At 62.9% G+C, this 15,643-nt stretch carries 12 protein-coding genes; 2 read left to right on the forward strand and 10 right to left on the reverse strand.

All coding sequences use genetic code 11. From position 1 onward, the window contains the following. Positions 1 to 2 precede the first annotated feature (2 nt). On the reverse strand, positions 3 to 1,421 hold the full coding sequence (locus QAT43_RS09290; RefSeq protein ID WP_305042785.1) for an aldehyde dehydrogenase family protein: 1,419 nt from the start codon (positions 1,419 to 1,421) through the stop codon (positions 3 to 5). Positions 1,422 to 1,581: 160 nt separating this feature from the next. Beyond that, on the reverse strand, positions 1,582 to 2,280 hold the full coding sequence (locus QAT43_RS09295) for an SDR family oxidoreductase (protein WP_305042786.1): 699 nt from the start codon (positions 2,278 to 2,280) through the stop codon (positions 1,582 to 1,584). A 120-nt stretch (positions 2,281 to 2,400) separates the two neighbouring features. On the opposite strand from QAT43_RS09295, the gene QAT43_RS09300 reads away from it, so the two are divergent. Next, positions 2,401 to 2,670: a CHC2 zinc finger domain-containing protein gene (locus QAT43_RS09300; protein WP_305042787.1), complete on the forward strand. Its 270-nt coding sequence runs from the start codon at positions 2,401 to 2,403 to the stop codon at positions 2,668 to 2,670. A 133-nt stretch (positions 2,671 to 2,803) separates the two neighbouring features. Here the strand turns inward: QAT43_RS09300 and QAT43_RS09305 are convergent, their stop codons facing one another. Genes QAT43_RS09305 through QAT43_RS09320 form a run of 4 tightly spaced genes read right to left on the reverse strand, consistent with a single transcriptional unit; the run spans position 2,804 to position 8,181 of the window. Then, the gene (locus tag QAT43_RS09305; protein WP_305042788.1) at positions 2,804 to 4,072 is read right to left on the reverse strand and encodes an ABC transporter permease; all 1,269 of its coding nucleotides are present in this window, start codon (positions 4,070 to 4,072) and stop codon (positions 2,804 to 2,806) included. A 2-nt stretch (positions 4,073 to 4,074) separates the two neighbouring features. Beyond that, positions 4,075 to 4,773, reverse strand: coding sequence for an ABC transporter ATP-binding protein (locus QAT43_RS09310; protein ID WP_305042789.1), 699 nt, complete (start codon positions 4,771 to 4,773; stop codon positions 4,075 to 4,077). Continuing rightward, complete coding sequence (locus QAT43_RS09315) at positions 4,770 to 6,326, reverse strand: efflux RND transporter periplasmic adaptor subunit (protein ID WP_305042790.1); 1,557 nt, start codon at positions 6,324 to 6,326, stop codon at positions 4,770 to 4,772. Before QAT43_RS09315 ends, QAT43_RS09310 begins: the two co-directional genes overlap by 4 nt. Beyond that, positions 6,313 to 8,181 (reverse strand): TolC family protein, encoded by a 1,869-nt coding sequence (locus QAT43_RS09320; RefSeq protein ID WP_305042791.1) that lies wholly within the window; start codon positions 8,179 to 8,181, stop codon positions 6,313 to 6,315. The genes QAT43_RS09315 and QAT43_RS09320 overlap by 14 nt, the downstream gene beginning before the upstream one ends. Before the next feature lie 155 nt (positions 8,182 to 8,336). On the opposite strand from QAT43_RS09320, the gene QAT43_RS09325 reads away from it, so the two are divergent. Beyond that, positions 8,337 to 8,810, forward strand: coding sequence for an LEA type 2 family protein (locus QAT43_RS09325; RefSeq protein ID WP_305042792.1), 474 nt, complete (start codon positions 8,337 to 8,339; stop codon positions 8,808 to 8,810). 84 nt (positions 8,811 to 8,894) lie between these two features. On the opposite strand, the gene QAT43_RS09330 is transcribed toward QAT43_RS09325, so the two are convergent. The 4 genes from QAT43_RS09330 to QAT43_RS09345 all read right to left on the reverse strand — a co-directional run bounded on the left by QAT43_RS09330 (position 8,895) and on the right by QAT43_RS09345 (position 15,616). Further along, positions 8,895 to 9,449, reverse strand: coding sequence for a hypothetical protein (locus QAT43_RS09330; protein ID WP_305042793.1), 555 nt, complete (start codon positions 9,447 to 9,449; stop codon positions 8,895 to 8,897). Between the two features lie 71 nt (positions 9,450 to 9,520). Continuing rightward, complete coding sequence (locus tag QAT43_RS09335) at positions 9,521 to 12,745, reverse strand: efflux RND transporter permease subunit (protein WP_305042794.1); 3,225 nt, start codon at positions 12,743 to 12,745, stop codon at positions 9,521 to 9,523. Positions 12,746 to 12,776: 31 nt separating this feature from the next. Next, the gene (locus QAT43_RS09340) at positions 12,777 to 14,198 is read right to left on the reverse strand and encodes an efflux RND transporter periplasmic adaptor subunit (protein ID WP_305042795.1); all 1,422 of its coding nucleotides are present in this window, start codon (positions 14,196 to 14,198) and stop codon (positions 12,777 to 12,779) included. Positions 14,199 to 14,341: 143 nt separating this feature from the next. Further along, a complete protein-coding gene (locus QAT43_RS09345) occupies positions 14,342 to 15,616 on the reverse strand; it encodes a TolC family protein (protein WP_305042796.1) in 1,275 nt (424 codons plus the stop codon). Positions 15,617 to 15,643 lie beyond the last annotated feature (27 nt).

A 15,643-nucleotide genomic window follows, 5' to 3' on the forward strand; every position in this document is an offset into this window, starting at 1 on the left:
CCTCAGAACTGCAAGGACTTGATCTCAAGAAACTCTTCCAGCCCAAAGCGGCCGAATTCACGGCCGATGCCGGAATGCTTGAAGCCGCCGAAGGGTGCCAAAAGATTGAACCTCCCGCCGTTGACATCCACCTGCCCCGCTTCCAGGCGCCGCGCCACGCGCCGAGCACGCTCGGCATCCGCCGACCAGACCGCCGCCGCGAGACCATAGTCGCTGTCGTTGGCCATGGATATGGCCTGTTCCTCGTCGCGGTAGGGCAGAATGGACAACACCGGGCCGAAGATTTCCTCGCGGGCGATGCTCATCCCAGGCGTCACCCGTCCGAATACCGTCGGGCGCACGTAAAAGCCCCGTCCCAGCTCCGTCGGCGGCTCGGCGCCGCCGCAGAGCAGTTCGGCGCCTTCTTCCACGCCACGTTGGATAAACCCGCGCACCCGCTCGCGCTGCGCAGCCGACACCAGCGGTCCGAGGCGTGTTTCAGGCACCAGGGGGTCGCCCAGGGTAAAGGTGCCGGCCACTTCCACGGCCATCCTCGCCGCTTCATCATACAGAGACTCGGGCACCAACATGCGCGTCAGGGCGCTGCAGGTCTGGCCGGAATTGAGAAAACACGATGACACTGTAGCCTTGACCGCTTTGGCCAAATCGGCGTCATTGAGGATCAATGAGGGCGACTTGCCGCCCATCTCCAGGGTCACGCGCTTGACCGTCGCCGCGGCCAGTTCGCTGATGCGCTGTCCCGCCCGGGTCGATCCGGTAAAGGAAATCATCCGCACCCCGGGATGGCGCACCAGGGCCTCGCCCGCCTCGGGACCATAACCGCTGACCAGATTGAAAACACCGGCCGGCAAACCGGCCTCGCGTAGGATCTCGGCGAGGATGAACGCCGACAGGGGCGCCAGTTCGCTGGGCTTGATCACCAGGGTACAGCCGGCGGCCAGCGCCGGTGCCAGCTTGGCGATGATTTGATGGAGGGGATAGTTCCAGGGGGTGATGCAGCCCACCACGCCGCGTGGTTCCTTGAGAATCAGCGAATTGCCGACCTCCTCGGCAAAGGCGTAGTCATCGAGGATGCGCAGATAGCTTTCCAGCACCGCGGCTGGCAAGCCGGCCTGAATCCGCTCGGAGAGCTTGATGGGCATGCCGACTTCGGCGCTGATGGTGCGGGCGATCTCCCCAGCCCTGGCGAGCAGACCCTGATGAATCCTGCCGAGATGGTCGCGCCGCTGTTGGGGAGGCAGCGCCGCCCAAGCGGGCAAGGCCGACCGGGCGGCCCGCACCGCAGCATCCACGTCGGCGGCGCCTCCGGCCGGAATCCTCCCCATCACCTCGTCGGTGGCGGCGTGGATAACATCGATCATCGCCCCTTGCCTTGGAGCAACCCATTCTCCGCCGATGAAGAATTGCCGGTATTCCTGCATGCGATCCTCCTGTAATTGAATGTATTCCCCCGACCAGGTAGCGGCGCGGGGCATGGCGGTTGAATGCCGCGGCAAATGTCTGAGCCGCAGGCGAGTTTTTGTCGCAAGCGATGCCGCCATGCCCCGCGATGCCTGCTGCATGGATGAGAAAATTTCTGTGCTACCAGGGCAGAATCCGCCCGTCGTAGGCAATGAGTTGTCCGCTATCGGCCGGCGTGGCCCGCTCCAGCACCTGGCGCAGGCCGCGCACGCTGTCCTCGACGCTCATGGTCGCCTGGGCGCCGCCCATGGCCGTGCGTACCCACCCGGGATGAAGCAGCAAGGTCGTAATGCCGCGCGGCGCCAGATCAATGGAGAGGCTTTTCCCCACCATGTGCACCGCGGCCTTGGTGGAGCGATAGACATAGCGCCCGCCCGAGGTGTTGTCGGTGATGCTGCCGAGTTGGGTTCCCATGATGGCGACGATGCGCCGCTGACTGGCCGCCACCTGGTCCACCAGCGCCAGCGTCAGGTGAAAGGGCGCCAGCACGTTGACGCGAAAGGCCTTGAGCCATTCCTCGCTGTCGATGGGCGCGAATCCCTGCCCACGGGGACCGCCGATGCCGGCATTCTGGAACAGAATGTCGATTTTCTCCTCGCGCAGTTCCCTGGCCAACCGGGCAATGTCCTCGTCGCGGGCGACATCCAGGGCATGGATGGCCAGTTTGCCGGTGCCGCGTTGCGCCAGGGCTTGCAGTTCCGTGGCCTGGTCCGGATTGCGACAGCAGGCCAGCACCCGCCAGTTGGCGGCGAGGTACTGGCGCGCCAGTTCCAGGCCGATGCCGCGATTGGCGCCGGTGATCAGAAGGGTCTTGTCCATGTTTTCTCCTTTCCTCATCGCAATACTTTAGCGGGTTTTTTGTGTTTCGCGACCCTTGCCGCGCGGCAAACATCTGATAAATATAAGAACCAACCCAGATTCCCTCCACCGAGGTCAGGCATGACAATCGAAGACCGTCAGCACATGGACGAATTGGTAAGCCGGCGCCATCTCATCGAAAAAGTCGCGGAAGATTTAGGGCTAAAACGCGAGGGCAAGCATTTTTTCTGCCCCAGCTGTCACGACGCGCAGCCCGAGATGGTCATCAAGGACGGCCGCTTTCAATGTTTTCGCTGCGGTGTCGTCGGCGATGTGGTTGGATTGGTTAAACTGGCGCGCCACTGCGATCTGGAAAACGCCCTGGAATGGCTGTCGCGGGAGATCAAATAAGGCGGGAAAAAGACAAAAAAGAAGGGGTGCCCCCAGGAGGGATAAGGACACCCCAAAACAAGGTTGGTATAGTTGAATTATTACCAAACAGGTTCTATTTGTCAAGACCGGACAGAATCACTCTTTCATTGCCTTATTCGTGCCGCAGCGCTTCGATCGGGTCGAGGCGTGCGGCGCGCACCGCCGGATAAAGTCCGAAGACAATCCCCACCGAGAGGCTGATGACCACCGAGAGAACCAGGCTGCCGGCGGTAACGATGGTGGTCAGCCCGGCAAAGTAGGTAATCAGCAGCGGTATCAGCAAACCCACGCAAATCCCGATGGCCCCGCCCGCCGTCGACAACACCACGGTTTCGATGAGGAACTGGCCGACGATCTGCCGCCGCTTGGCGCCGATGGCGCGCCGGATGCCGATCTCGCGGGTGCGCTCCGTGACCGAGGCGAGCATGATGTTCATGATGCCGATGCCCCCCACCAGCAAGCTGATCCCGGCGATGGAGCCAAGCACGATATTGAAGGTGCGCTTGGTCGCTTCCGCCTGGCGCAGCAAGGCCAGGGGCACGTCGATGCGGTAATCCTTTTTCTTGTGAAAACGCTCCAGCATCTCCTCGATGGCGCGGGCGGTGTTTTCCACCCTAGAGACATCGTCCACCTGCACGATCACCTGATGCAGTTCCACCTGTTCGCGCATGAAGCTGCCGGCACTGCGTCGCATCACCAAATCGCCGTAACGCTCGCGCGCTGTACCAAGAGGCAGATAAATGTCCTCCTCACGGTCGGGCGCCTGGATCCCGGCCCCCTGGGTGCTCATGGACTGCACGATGCCGACCACCTCGAATATTTCGCCGCTGACCTGGATGAAGCTGCCCAGGGGATGTTCGATGGGCAGCAGTCGCCGCGCCACGGTTTCCGTTATCACGACCACGGCGGCCCGCCGCTCTTCATCCTGCGGCGTCAGGGCGCGCCCGGCGAGAAGCGGCCGTTTCACCAGATCGAACCAGCCCGGCGTCACCCCCATGGCACGGATTTCCATGGCGCGGGTGCCGACGCGCGCTTCCTTGCGCACGCTTTTCACCGCCACGGTGTTACGCACCGCGCTGAAGGTCTCGCGGATGCGCTGCTCGTCGGCGTAGGTCAGGCCGTAAATGCTCATAAAAATGCGCACCTGCGGACTGGCCTCCTCCTCCACCGGCTTGACGGAAGAGATCAGAATATTCTCGCTTCCCAGACGCCGAATCTGCTCCAGAGCTTCCTGGCTCGCCCCCTCGCCCACCGAGAGCATGGCGATGACGCTGCCCACGCCGAACACCATGCCGAGCATGGTGAGCAGGCTGCGCAGGCCGTTGAGCACCAGGTTCTTGATGCCGAGGCGAATATTGCGGACGAGCCGGAGTTCGCGCATGGTCAGCCGTCCGCGGATTCGATGCGGTCGATGCGACCATCGCGGATGTGCAGGCGATGCCGGGCGTAGGCGGCGATTTCCGGCTCGTGGGTGACCATGATCACCGTCTTGCCGCGCCGGTTGAGGTCGCCGAGCAGTTCCATGATCTGGATGCCCGTGGCCGTGTCGAGATTGCCCGTGGGTTCGTCGGCGAGAATGATGCGTGGGTCGTTGGCCAGGGCACGGGCGATGGCCACGCGCTGCTGCTGACCGCCGGACAACTCGCTGGGTCGGTGCCCGAGTCGCTGTTCCAGACCCACCAGCGCCGCCAGTTCCTCGGCACGACGGCGGCTGCGCTCGGCATCCCAACCCAGGTAGAACAGGGGCAGCTCGATATTCTCGCGCACGCTGAGCTGGGCGATGAGGTTGAAACTCTGAAAGACGAAGCCGAGATGGCGCAGGCGGATTTCGCTCAGGGCATCGTCGTCGACCCCGGCGGTCGGCTGGTCTTGAATGTAACAGGCGCCCCGGCTCGGTCGGTCGAGACAGCCGAGCAGGTTGAGCAGGGTGCTCTTGCCCGAACCGCTCGGTCCCATGATGGCCCAGAAACTGCCCTGGGGAAAGGCGATGGAAACCCCGGCCAGGGCATGAACATCCTCACCGCCGACGCGGTAAGTCTTCCACACCTCCTCCAGGCGGATGGACGCGGCGCCTGGATTCATCCCCGGCCCCCGCCGCCCGCCGCCAGGGGCGAACGCGCCCCGCCCCGTCCCGCCGGTTCGCCCGGATGCTGCAAGGGCGGGTTCAGCAGCACCGTATCCCCGACCTCCAGGCCCTTGAGCACATGCACCATGCGGTTGTTGTCCAAGCCGACCTCCACCTGGCGCGGGCCGAATTGCCCCCCCTGGCGCACGAACACGGTGGGATGTCCGTCAACCCGCGTCACCGCCTGCACCGGCACGAAGAGGGCATCGGGATATTCCGCCACCAGGATTTCGGCGCGGCAGCTCATGCCCGTGCGCAAGCCCTCGACATTGCCTTCCAGGTGAATGTCGGTGTTGTAGACCTTGAGATCGGGGTTGAGCCACACGCTCACCGCATCGGGCAGGGGCGCGATGTTGGCCACCCGGCCGCTAAAAACCCGGCTCGGCAGGGCATTGACGGTAATCCGCACCGGCAGGCCGATGCTGGCCTTGTCCAGGTTGGACTCATGGATCTTGATTTCCGCCTTGACCGAACCGGGCGCAGGCAGATAGATGAGTTCCTGCCGCTCCCGCACCTCCTGACCCTCGGCGAGGGGCTCGATATTGCCGCGAAAATTGGCCTGGGTCGAGGTGGCGTACACCACCAAACCGTCATTGGGGGCATGGATGCGGGTTCGCGCAATCTGCTGCTCGATTTTTTCCAACCGGCCTTGCTCACGCTGAAATTCGGATTCGCGGGCGCGCAGTTCAACCTCGGCCTGGAGCACATCGGCGGCGACCTTGCGCCGCACCCGCTCCAGGGCCATGGCGGTCTGGTGCTCCTGGCTGCGCAGTTCGTCGAGCTTGCGCCCATGGCTGAAATTCTTCAGCAGATCGAGCTCGGTCATGGCCAGGTCCAGGTCGAGCTGGGCGCGCTGGGCCGCCAGCTCATCGGCCTGGAGTTCGGTCTGGGAAATGTATTTCTCATCGAAGAGGACCCGCGACCATTGCAGTTTTTCCTGGGCGCGGCGCAACTCCTCCTGGCGGATGGTGATCTGCGCCTCGGCTTCCTTGAGGTTCTTGGGGTAGTCGCCCTCCAGGTACTTGCGCAAATCCTCCACGGCAAAGCGGGCGTCGAGTTCGGCCTTTTCCTCTTCGCTCCGTGCCTGGTTGCGCACCACTTCAAGATTTTCCCTGGCTCGGATGAAGGCCGCCTCGGCGTTCATCAGGCGGATCTGCTGATCGACGCGTTCATCCTGGAGACGGCTGGCATCGAGTTCGATGAGCAGATCGCCCTTGTTGACCCGCGTGCCTTCCCGCACCAGAAACAAAATGGTGGTCCGCCCTTCCACCTCGTTCTTGAGGATCACCTGATCCAGGGATTGGATGGTGCCCGACTGGGCCACGGTGATCTCCAGGGGGCCGCGTTGCGCGCGAAAGGTCGCGGCACTTTCGAGGAGTTGGCGCTCCTTGCCGCTGCCGGAACGGGCCAGGTACAAGCCCGCCAGGACCAAGGCCAGAAGCGCCACGCCCGGCAGCAGCCATTTCAGCAGCCGTTTGATGGAGCCTGTCGGTATTTTAACGTCCGTCATGGAGAATCTCCCCGGGTTGGTATTCCTGCCAAAGCCCGCGCTCATCGACTTGCAGCACCCCCATGTCCCGCTGCAATTCCAGTTCGGCGATGCGATAGCTGACCAGGGCCGTGGTGAGGGCGTTCTGCGCCCCCACCAGAGCTTCCTGGGCTTCGAGCAGGTCGCGGATCTCCGCGCGTCCGGCTTGCAGAAACAGACTGGTGCTCTCCACCCGCCGCTGCGCGACGGTCAGCGCCTGAGCCTGAATTTGCAGGCTCTCGCGAAACTGCACCAGGTCACGCAAACCGTTGCGCACCTCGTTCTTGACCCGATCCTCCTGCTGCTGCAGATCGCGCATGCTTTGCTCCAGATTGAGGAAGCTGATGCGAAAGGCGTTGCGCTCGGCAGTGCGCTCCAGGGGCAGGTCGATGCTCAGAAGAGCCGAGTAGAACCCCTTGTCGGGTTGCAGGCGGGCATCGGGAAGACCGGCCGAGCCCAGGGACCGCCGCTCGCCGGCAACCGCACGCCCCAGCAGGGTCAACTCGCCGCGCAGGGCATCGGCCGCGACCACCAAGGCACGCTGGGCATCGAAAATGCGCTCCTGAGTCAGCAGCAGGTCCAGGCGGTGCGCGAAAGCCAGCCGCAAGGCCTCATCCTCCGGCAGCTCATAGGGCCCGGCGTTGCCCATGTCGGGTTCGGCCAATTCGATGGGGGCATCGGCGGGTGGGATCTTGCCGGCCGCGGCCGTCTTGACCGTCATTCCGCCCTCCAGGCGCTCCCGTGCGAGGGCGGCGAGGGATTGCAGTTCACTGCGGTCGAGGTCCACCCGGGCATCGGGCGGCAAACCCAGGTTGATGCGAAAGCTGTCCAGGGCACGCGCATAGGACTGACGCGCGCTCACCCAACGATCCCGGGCACGCAGTTCATCCTGCACTGCCTGATCCACCTGGATTTCCGGCAGGCGCCCGGCATCGGCCAGGCGCCGCGCGCGACGCGTCGAAGCGACCAGACGCCGATAGTTGTCCACGGCATTCTCCACCTGATCGAGCTGGTTCAGGACGCCGAGATAATTGCTCGCCACCGTAACGACGAAAGTGTGCTTGAAGCGCTCGAATTCCCAGATGGCGTACACCACCTCGCGCTCGGCCAGCAGCAGGGGTTCACCGGCGATGTGCGCCCCAGCGCCGCGCCACAGGGGAATGCTGACGGAGGCATCGGCCTGAAGGCCCAGGGACGAGGACGAACCGGGATTGAGCAGCCGCACCAGATCCAGGGCGATCTGGGTGGTCAGGGCGGCACCGCTTTGAAAGGCACGCCGGAGGCCCGCCGTGCCGCTCGACTCGACGCCGGTTCGCGTCTGCTCGCCGCCGAGATCGGTGCTGATGCGGCTCTCGCCGACGCCGGAGAGGATATTGCGAAAGGTGTTGCGCTCCAGATCCAGCGCCAGGGCGGCGCGAAACACCCGCTCTTTCGTCGTCTGATACTCGCGGCTGTTGGCGGCGGCCACTTGCAAGGCATCGAGCAGGGAAAGCTGCAGGACCTCCTCCGTGACCTCAAGATGCGCGTCGGACGCCGTCGAGGGGGGATCCCCGTAGCCGCTGTCCGGCCAGTGGGCAATGGGAGCAAGTCCCGAGCGGCCGGCCGAGGCGGGATGGGAGGTGGGCAGCTGCTGATCCTGCAACAGGCGGCGGCGCAAGCTTTCCTCGGCCGGCACCACCCTGAAGGGTTCGGTGCGGCCCAAGGCTTCCTGCTGTTTGTCGGCAAGGATATCCGCGGCGACGCGATCGGCGGTGGCAAGATGCGAGCGGGGCGAAGCACAACCCGCCACCAGCAGAAAAAAAAGAGACGCCCAAAGTGCGCCTGCCCGGTTTGGCATGAAATTCAGCAACATGGGGAAATGATACACAGCCACCAGCAATTTTGACAATTGTATACGCCCCTTTGCACAATCTTTTCACATTGCGGCTTTGCCCCTCCGGTGATTTTGCTGTTAAACTGGCGCCAATCACCTAGCCTCTGGAGCCCAAACCCATGTCAGTATTTCCGCGTATCCTGCTGGTTCTCACTCTCGTGCTGTTCGCCGGATGTGCCTCAATGCGCCCGGAACCGCCGCAGGTCAGCCTCGTCGGTCTGCAAGTGCAGGAACTCACCCTGAGCCACGTCAACATGCTGGCGGAGTTGAGCCTGTTCAATCCCAACCGCGTGGGTCTCACCATCGAGGAGGTCGATTACGCCCTCTCCCTCAACGGCATCCGCGTGTCCTCGGGCAAGAGCCTCGCGGCCGTCAAGGTCGGTGCGGGCGAAAGTGCCAACGTGTCCCTGCGTATCGCCGGCTCCTACCTGAAAATGCTGCAACTGATCACCAGCCTGCAACGCGGCGACGAACTCAAGTATCTGCTCGACGGCGCGGTCAAGGTCGGCGGCCTGGGTGTGCTGGGCCGCACTTTTCCCCTGCGCGAGGAAGGCCTGATCTCCGCCGAAACCCTGGGCGGCGGCAATCCCTGAGGCTTGCCTGATTCATTCCGTCAACAAAAAGGGGGCGGCTTTCCCGAAGGAGGCCGCCCCTTTTTTCATTTTGCCTGAACCGGTCTATTCGTTCTCGTACTTGAACTCGTACTGCCGTTTCACGCCGTCGATCAGGCTGGTACCGACGGTGAACACATAGACCCCCTTCTGGTCGATGGTCAGGTCGGCGCCGAAATGGCCATCCATTCCGACCAGACGCAGAGGCGCGCTTTCCTCACCCGCCGGGTTGCGGATCTTCACGGCCACGGTGCCTTCCTCGATGGGCTCCCCGCTTTTTTCATCCAGGAACAGAACCATGAGATGATGGGTATGCGGCATGCCCGCCTTGGCCATTTCCTCAGCGACGTCATCGAGGTGGGCGCTGGCCTTGACTCCTTTATCCGAGCCGCTACCCAGATCGAACATATCACCATGGGCGGCCATGTGGGCATGGGCTTCGGCGGCGCTGGTCTTTTTCGCGTCGGCTTCCTCGTGATGCTGATGCTTGGATTTTTTCTCGGTTTTCTCGGTCTTGTGCGTGCCGTGTCCCTCATGCTTGGAATGACTCATGGCACCGGCGCCGAGGGGCAGGGAAAAAACCAGCAGGGCGGCAAACAACAGGCTCAAACGTGATTTCATGAACAGAGCTCCTTTTTGAATGATGATGCGAAGTTTTCCGCAGTTTTGAACAGGATCCATGACCAATTCTATCATGATTTGTCGATATCCACCTCCGAAGTCGGTTCAAGGGTTTTCTCCAGGGTGCGGGCGCGCCACATGAAAAAAATCACCGGATAGACCAACAACTCAAGAACCAGGGACGTCACCGCGCCGCCGACCATGGGCGCGGCGATGCGCTTCATGACGTCGGAGCCCGCGCCGGTGCTCCACATGATGGGCAACAAACCTGCGATAATCGTGATGACCGTCATGAGCTTGGGCCGGATACGTTGCACCGCGCCGTAATGCACGGCCTGCATGAGATCGCCGCGCGTTCGCATGCGCCCCTCTTCCGTCCACTTCTTGTGCGCCAGGTCGAGATAGAGCAGCATCACCACTCCGGTTTCGGCATCCAGGCCGGCCAGGGCGATCAAGCCCACCCATACGCCGATGGACAGGTTGTAATCCAGGCCCCACAGCAGCCAGAAGGCGCCGACCAGGGAAAAGGGCACCGCCAGAAAGACGATCCCGGTTTTGACCACCGAGCGGGTGCTCAGGTAGATGAGGACGAAGATGATCAGTACCGTCAAGGGGATGATCACCATCAGGCGCTCGCGGGTGGCCTCGATGTACTCGTACTGACCGCTCCAGACGATGCTGTAGCCCGGCGGCAGCTGGATCTTTTCCGCCACGGCGGCCCGCGCGTTTTCCACGTAGGTGCCGACGTCGATGCCGCGAATATCCACGTAGACCCAGGCGGTGCGCCGCGCGTTTTCGCTCTTGATGCTGTCGGGCGCATTGATCACGTTGATACTGGTCAACTGGCCGAGGGGGATGTGCCGCCCGCCTGGCGCCGGCACCAGCACCCGGCGCAGGGATTCGATGTCGCCGCGGAAATCGCGGTCGTAGCGCACGTTGATGGAGTAGCGCTCCAGGCCCTCGACGGTCTCGGCGACTTTCATGCCGCCGATGACGGTTTGAATCACATCCTGAATGTCGCCGACGTTGATGCCGTAGCGCGCTGCCGCCAGCCGGTCGATGTCGATGTCCAGGTAATATCCGCCCACGGTGCGCTCGGCGATGGCGCTCAGGGTGCCGGGCAACACCCGCACCGTGCTTTCGATCTGCTCGCCGAGACGCGCCAGAACCGCCAGATCATCGCCCATGATCTTGATGCCCACCGGGGTGCGAATCCCCGTGGAGAGCATGTCGATACGCGTGCGGATGGGCATGGTCCAGGCATTGGTCAGGCCGGGGAAATGCACCGCGCTGTTGAGTTCGTCGATGAGCTGATCGACGGAGATGGGGCCCTCTTCCGGCCAGACCAGGCGCAGGGGCTTTTTGAACAGTTCGCTCCACCCCGGCCAGTGGGTGTAGAAGCGGTCGCGGTGGATGGTGCGCCACTGATCCTCGGGCTTGAGCAGGATGGTGGTTTCGATCATCATCATCGGCGCCGGGTCCGTGGCCGTCTCGGCGCGGCCGATCTTGCCGAACACCCGCTCCACCTCGGGAAAGGAGGCAATGATCTTGTCGGTCTGCTGCAGCAGCTCGCGCGCCTTGGTCACCGACAGGCCCGGCAGGGTGGTGGGCATGTAGAGCAGATCACCCTCGTAGAGCGGCGGCATGAATTCGGTGCCCATCTTGGAGATGGGATAGGCGATGGACACCACCAGCAGCAGCGCCACCACCAAGGTGGTCTTGCGCCAGTGCAGCACCAGATCGACGGCCGGATGATAGATGCGGATCAGGGCGCGGTTGAGGGGGTTTTCATTCTCGTGGCGGATGCGCCCGCGAATGAACCAGAGCATCAGCACCGGCACCAGGGTGATGGAGAGAAAGGCCGCGGCCGCCATGGCGTAGGTCTTGGTGAAGGCCAGGGGCTTGAACATCCGGCCGGCCTGCTCCTGAAGGGTAAAAACCGGAGCGAAGGAGACGGTAATCACCAGCAGGGCGAAAAAGATGGTCGGCCCGACCTCCTTGGCCGCCTCGACGATCACCTCCGAGCGCGGCTTTTTTGGATTGCGCTCCAGGTGCTTGTGGGCGTTCTCGACCATGATGATGGCCGAATCGACCATGGTGCCGATGGCGATGGCGATGCCGCCAAGGCTCATGATGTTGGCGTTGAGCCCCTGGGCGTGCATGATGATGAAGGCCATGAGAATGGCCACCGGCAGCGCCAGGATGACCACCGCCGCGCTCGGCAGGTGAAAGAGAAACAGAATGATCACCAGGGCGACGACGATGGTTTCCTCGAGCAGCTTGTGCTTAAGGTTGTTCACCGAACGATCGATAAGCCCCGAGCGGTCGTAGGTGGTGACGATCTCCACCCCTTCCGGCAGGCCGGTCTTGAGTTCCTCCAGGCGCTTCTCGACGCGCTCGATGACCGTGCGGGCATTTTCGCCGTAGCGCATGACGATAATGCCGCCCGCCACCTCGCCCTGCCCGTCGAGCTCCGCCACGCCGCGGCGCATTTCCGGCCCGATGCGCACGTCAGCCAGATCGCGCACCAGAATCGGCGTGCCCTGGGGCGTGGCCATGACCACCACGTTTTCCAGATCCTCCACCGACTGGATATAGCCGCGACTGCGCACCATGAACTCGGTTTCGGACATCTCCACCGCGCCGCCGCCCACGTCCAGATTCGAGCGCTGGATGGCCATCATCAACTCGGTGACGGGCAAGTTGTAGGCCATCAGTTTGTTGGGATCGACCACCACCTGATACTGCTTGACGAAGCCACCCAGGCTGGCGACTTCCGACACGCCCTCCAGGGCGGTCAATTCATAGCGCAGGTACCAGTCCTGAATGGAGCGCAGTTCCTGAAGGTTATGGCGGTCGCTGGTCAGGGCGTAGGAATAGACCCAGCCGACCCCTGTCGCGTCAGGCCCCAGCACCGGCGTCACGCCGTCGGGCAACTGGCCGGCCACGTAGTTGAGATATTCGAGCACCCGCGAGCGCGCCCAATAGATGTCGGTGCCGTCCTCGAAGATGATGTAGACGAAGGAATAGCCGAAGAACGAATAGCCGCGCACCACCTTGGCCCCGGGAACCGAGAGCATGCGCGTGGTCAGGGGATAGGTGATCTGATCCTCCACCACCTGCGGCGCCTGGCCCGGATATTCGGTATAGACGATGACCTGGACATCGGAGAGATCGGGAATGGCATCGACGGCGATATTGCGCAGGGAATAAATGCCCCCCGCGATGAGAAACACCGTGGCGAGTACCACCATGAAGCGGTTATGCGATGACCATTCGATTATTTTTTCGAGCATGGCTATGAAATCCCGAGGTTGGCATGGAACATCAGAACAGGTCCTCCAAATCCATCTCCGGTTCGGTTTGGGCCGGTTCCGGGGCGAGCATCTTCTGAATGGCTTCCTGGAGTTTGCTTTCCGAGTCGAGCATGAACTGGGCCGAGGTCACGACCTGCTCGCCGAGGCGCAGGCCGGAGAGAATCTGCACATAGCCCTCGTTGTCCATGACGCCGGTGGTCACCCGGCGCGGCTCGAACCGCCCCTCGCCTAGGGCGACGAAGACCGTCTCGCGCTTACCCGAGCGCAAGATGGCGTGATTGGGCACCGCGAGGGCATCGGTGACGGGCTGGGCGGCGATGCTCACATTGGTGAACATGCCGGGACGCAACTCGAGGCCGGGGTTGTCGAATTCGATGCGCGCCTGGGTGGTGCGGGTCTCGCCGATGACATAAGGATAGAGGTAGGTGATCTTGCCGACCCGATCCGGCCCCGTCGCGAAGGGCAACTCGACGGTGGCGCTCAGACCGGGGCGCACCCAGGGCAGTTCGAACTCGAAAATGTCGGCATGCACCCAAACCCGACTCAGGTCGGAGATCTGCAAGAGGTCGGCACCGGCCATGACCCGCATGCCTTCCACCATCCCTTTCATGGTGACCACCCCGGCATAGGGGCTGTAGAGGGTCAGGGTCTTGCGCGGCTCGCCGCTTTTTTCCAGTTCGGCGATCTGGCGGGTGCTGATATCCCAGTACTTGAGGCGTGTGCGCGCCGCTTCGAGCAGTCGCTCGCCGCCCGCGACGATCTCGGGAAAAGGACTTTGCGCCAGGCGGTCGCGATTGCGCAGGGCCAGCAGGTATTCCTGCTGCGCGGCGACCAGCTCGGGGCTGTAGATATCGAGAAGTGCCTGGCCCTTTTTGACGAATTGCCCGGTCTCATTGACGTAGAGGCGCTCGATCCAGCCGTCGATCTTGCTGGTGACGGCAAACTGGCGCGGCTCCTCGTATTCCACCACGCCCACGGTACGAATGGAGCGGTGGAGGTCGCGCCGTTCCACGGGCGCGGTGCGCACCCCCATGTTCTGTACCGTCACCGGGTCGATGAGGACCTGTCCGGGCACCGTGCCTTCCTCGTAAACCGGCACCAGGTCATGGCCCATGTAATCCTGTCCCGGCGCATCCCGAACGTAGGTCGGATCCATGGGTGACACCCAATGCTTGACCCGTCGTTCGGCGGGTGCCGCCTTGGCCTCGCCGGCGCGCATGGGCGTCAGCCGCATGCCGCAGATGGGGCACAGGCCCGGCTCGTCCTGAATGATGAAGGGATGCATGCCGCAGGTATACTGCGTCTTCTCGCCGGGCGCAGTCGCTTCCCCCGCCACCTCGGGTCCATGCCCCGCATGGCGATGGGTCCCGGCGTAATAGCCCGCCACCAGGGCCAGTGCAATAGTCACCACCACCAAAAGCTTTTTTGCCATACCCGACGATTTCATGCCTGATTCCCCGTTGCTTTGTGTGTGACGTAACGAGCCAATTCCATTTGCCTATTGGGGCGGACTGCGTCCGTCCGGACGCACATCGGTGCGCCCCTACCCCCTTGCCGAACGGATGGCGATCCTACTCAGCGCAGCCGCGTGCCCACCAGGCCCTCCAACTGCACCAGCACCATCTCGTGCTCGGCAATGGCCTCGTGATATTCGCGCTGATAGTTGAACAGGGCCATCTGGCTTTCCAGCACGTTCATGAATTCATATTGTCCCACGCGGTAGGCAGCCAGGGCCGCATCCAGGGTGACTTCGGCCTGGGGAATGATCCCGTCCTGATAGAGCGCGGCCAGCTTCCGGTTGCGCTCAATGCGTGCCAGGCCATCGGCGATGCCCAGGCGAATGTCGTTGCGCAGCATCTCGATTTCCTGAAGCGCCATGCGCCCTTCCGATTCGGCCTCGGCCACCATGGCCTGGCGCCGCTGCCGCTGCACCGGCAGGTTGAAGCTCACCCCGGCGCTGTACATGTCATAACCCTCATCGCCCATGGCCGCCTCGCGCTGCATGTATTCGAGGGACAGGGTGAAATCGGGATAGTATTCGCGCCGGGCCAGGTTGCGCGTCACCCGGGACTTGTCCAATTGCACCTGAAGACCGCGCAGAAGCGGGCGATGCTCCTGCGCCAATTGTTCAAGATCCTCTGCGTTCAGGATGACGCCGGTCAAGGCGCTTTCGGGGATGATGGGAACTGGTTGGCTGGGCGGGCGAAAGGCCAGGGTATTGAGCCGCGCTTCCAGGCTGCGGCGCTGCTGACGCAGGGAAATGCGCATGTCCTCCATTTTGGAGCGCTCCAACTGGGCACGCAGCACATCCTGCTGCAAGGCGCTACCGACGCCGTAGAGGGTTTCCGCCAGGGTCACCAGATCGTCGAGGAGCAAAATATTGCGTTCGACGATCTCCACGGACCGATCAACGGCGTAAAGCTGATACCAGCTTTCGCGCACCATGCGTTCCAGTTCGATCTTGCGCTCCTCATAGGTCCAGCGCCCGGCTTGGGCTTCCAGATTGGCGGAGCGGCGCGCGAGTTCACGCTTACCGAAAAAAGGTACCATCTGGCTGACCCCGATGACCTTGGCGGTCATGCTGTCGCGATCAAAAGCCAGGGGATCGCGGATCAGCGCGTTCTGAATCTTGAACATCAGCATGGGATCCTCGAAGGTTCCCACCTGGTGCGCGCGATTCACGAAGGCCTCCCAGCGCGCCTCGCTTGCCTTGAGTTCGGGGTTGTGCGCCTGGGCCTGGGCGACCCAATCCTCCAGGGACCGGAGGGATTCCCCGGCCGTTTGGGCCTGGGCACTCAGCCCTGGAGCAAACAGGGCCGCCAATAAAAGCAGTTGAAGGATGCGAACCATGACGGATCTCCCGTGGATGCGGATTCG

The organism is Geoalkalibacter sp. (assembly GCF_030604225.1).
In the GTDB taxonomy this organism is placed as follows: Bacteria; Desulfobacterota; Desulfuromonadia; order Desulfuromonadales; family Geoalkalibacteraceae; genus Geoalkalibacter.

Bases quoted from the DNA above. Each gene is read 5' to 3' on its own strand.
- QAT43_RS09305 (WP_305042788.1), bottom strand. From the start codon at position 4,072: ATGCGCGAACTCCGGCTCGTCCGCAATATTCGCCTCGGCATCAAGAAC.
- QAT43_RS09300 (WP_305042787.1), top strand. From the start codon at position 2,401: ATGACAATCGAAGACCGTCAGCACATGGACGAATTGGTAAGCCGGCGC.
- QAT43_RS09310 (WP_305042789.1), bottom strand. From the start codon at position 4,773: ATGAATCCAGGCGCCGCGTCCATCCGCCTGGAGGAGGTGTGGAAGACT.
- QAT43_RS09295 (WP_305042786.1), bottom strand. From the start codon at position 2,280: ATGGACAAGACCCTTCTGATCACCGGCGCCAATCGCGGCATCGGCCTG.
- QAT43_RS09335 (WP_305042794.1), bottom strand. From the start codon at position 12,745: ATGCTCGAAAAAATAATCGAATGGTCATCGCATAACCGCTTCATGGTG.
- QAT43_RS09330 (WP_305042793.1), bottom strand. From the start codon at position 9,449: ATGAAATCACGTTTGAGCCTGTTGTTTGCCGCCCTGCTGGTTTTTTCC.
- QAT43_RS09320 (WP_305042791.1), bottom strand. From the start codon at position 8,181: ATGCCAAACCGGGCAGGCGCACTTTGGGCGTCTCTTTTTTTTCTGCTG.
- QAT43_RS09325 (WP_305042792.1), top strand. From the start codon at position 8,337: ATGTCAGTATTTCCGCGTATCCTGCTGGTTCTCACTCTCGTGCTGTTC.
- QAT43_RS09345 (WP_305042796.1), bottom strand. From the start codon at position 15,616: ATGGTTCGCATCCTTCAACTGCTTTTATTGGCGGCCCTGTTTGCTCCA.
- QAT43_RS09290 (WP_305042785.1), bottom strand. From the start codon at position 1,421: ATGCAGGAATACCGGCAATTCTTCATCGGCGGAGAATGGGTTGCTCCA.
- QAT43_RS09340 (WP_305042795.1), bottom strand. From the start codon at position 14,198: ATGGCAAAAAAGCTTTTGGTGGTGGTGACTATTGCACTGGCCCTGGTG.
- QAT43_RS09315 (WP_305042790.1), bottom strand. From the start codon at position 6,326: ATGACGGACGTTAAAATACCGACAGGCTCCATCAAACGGCTGCTGAAA.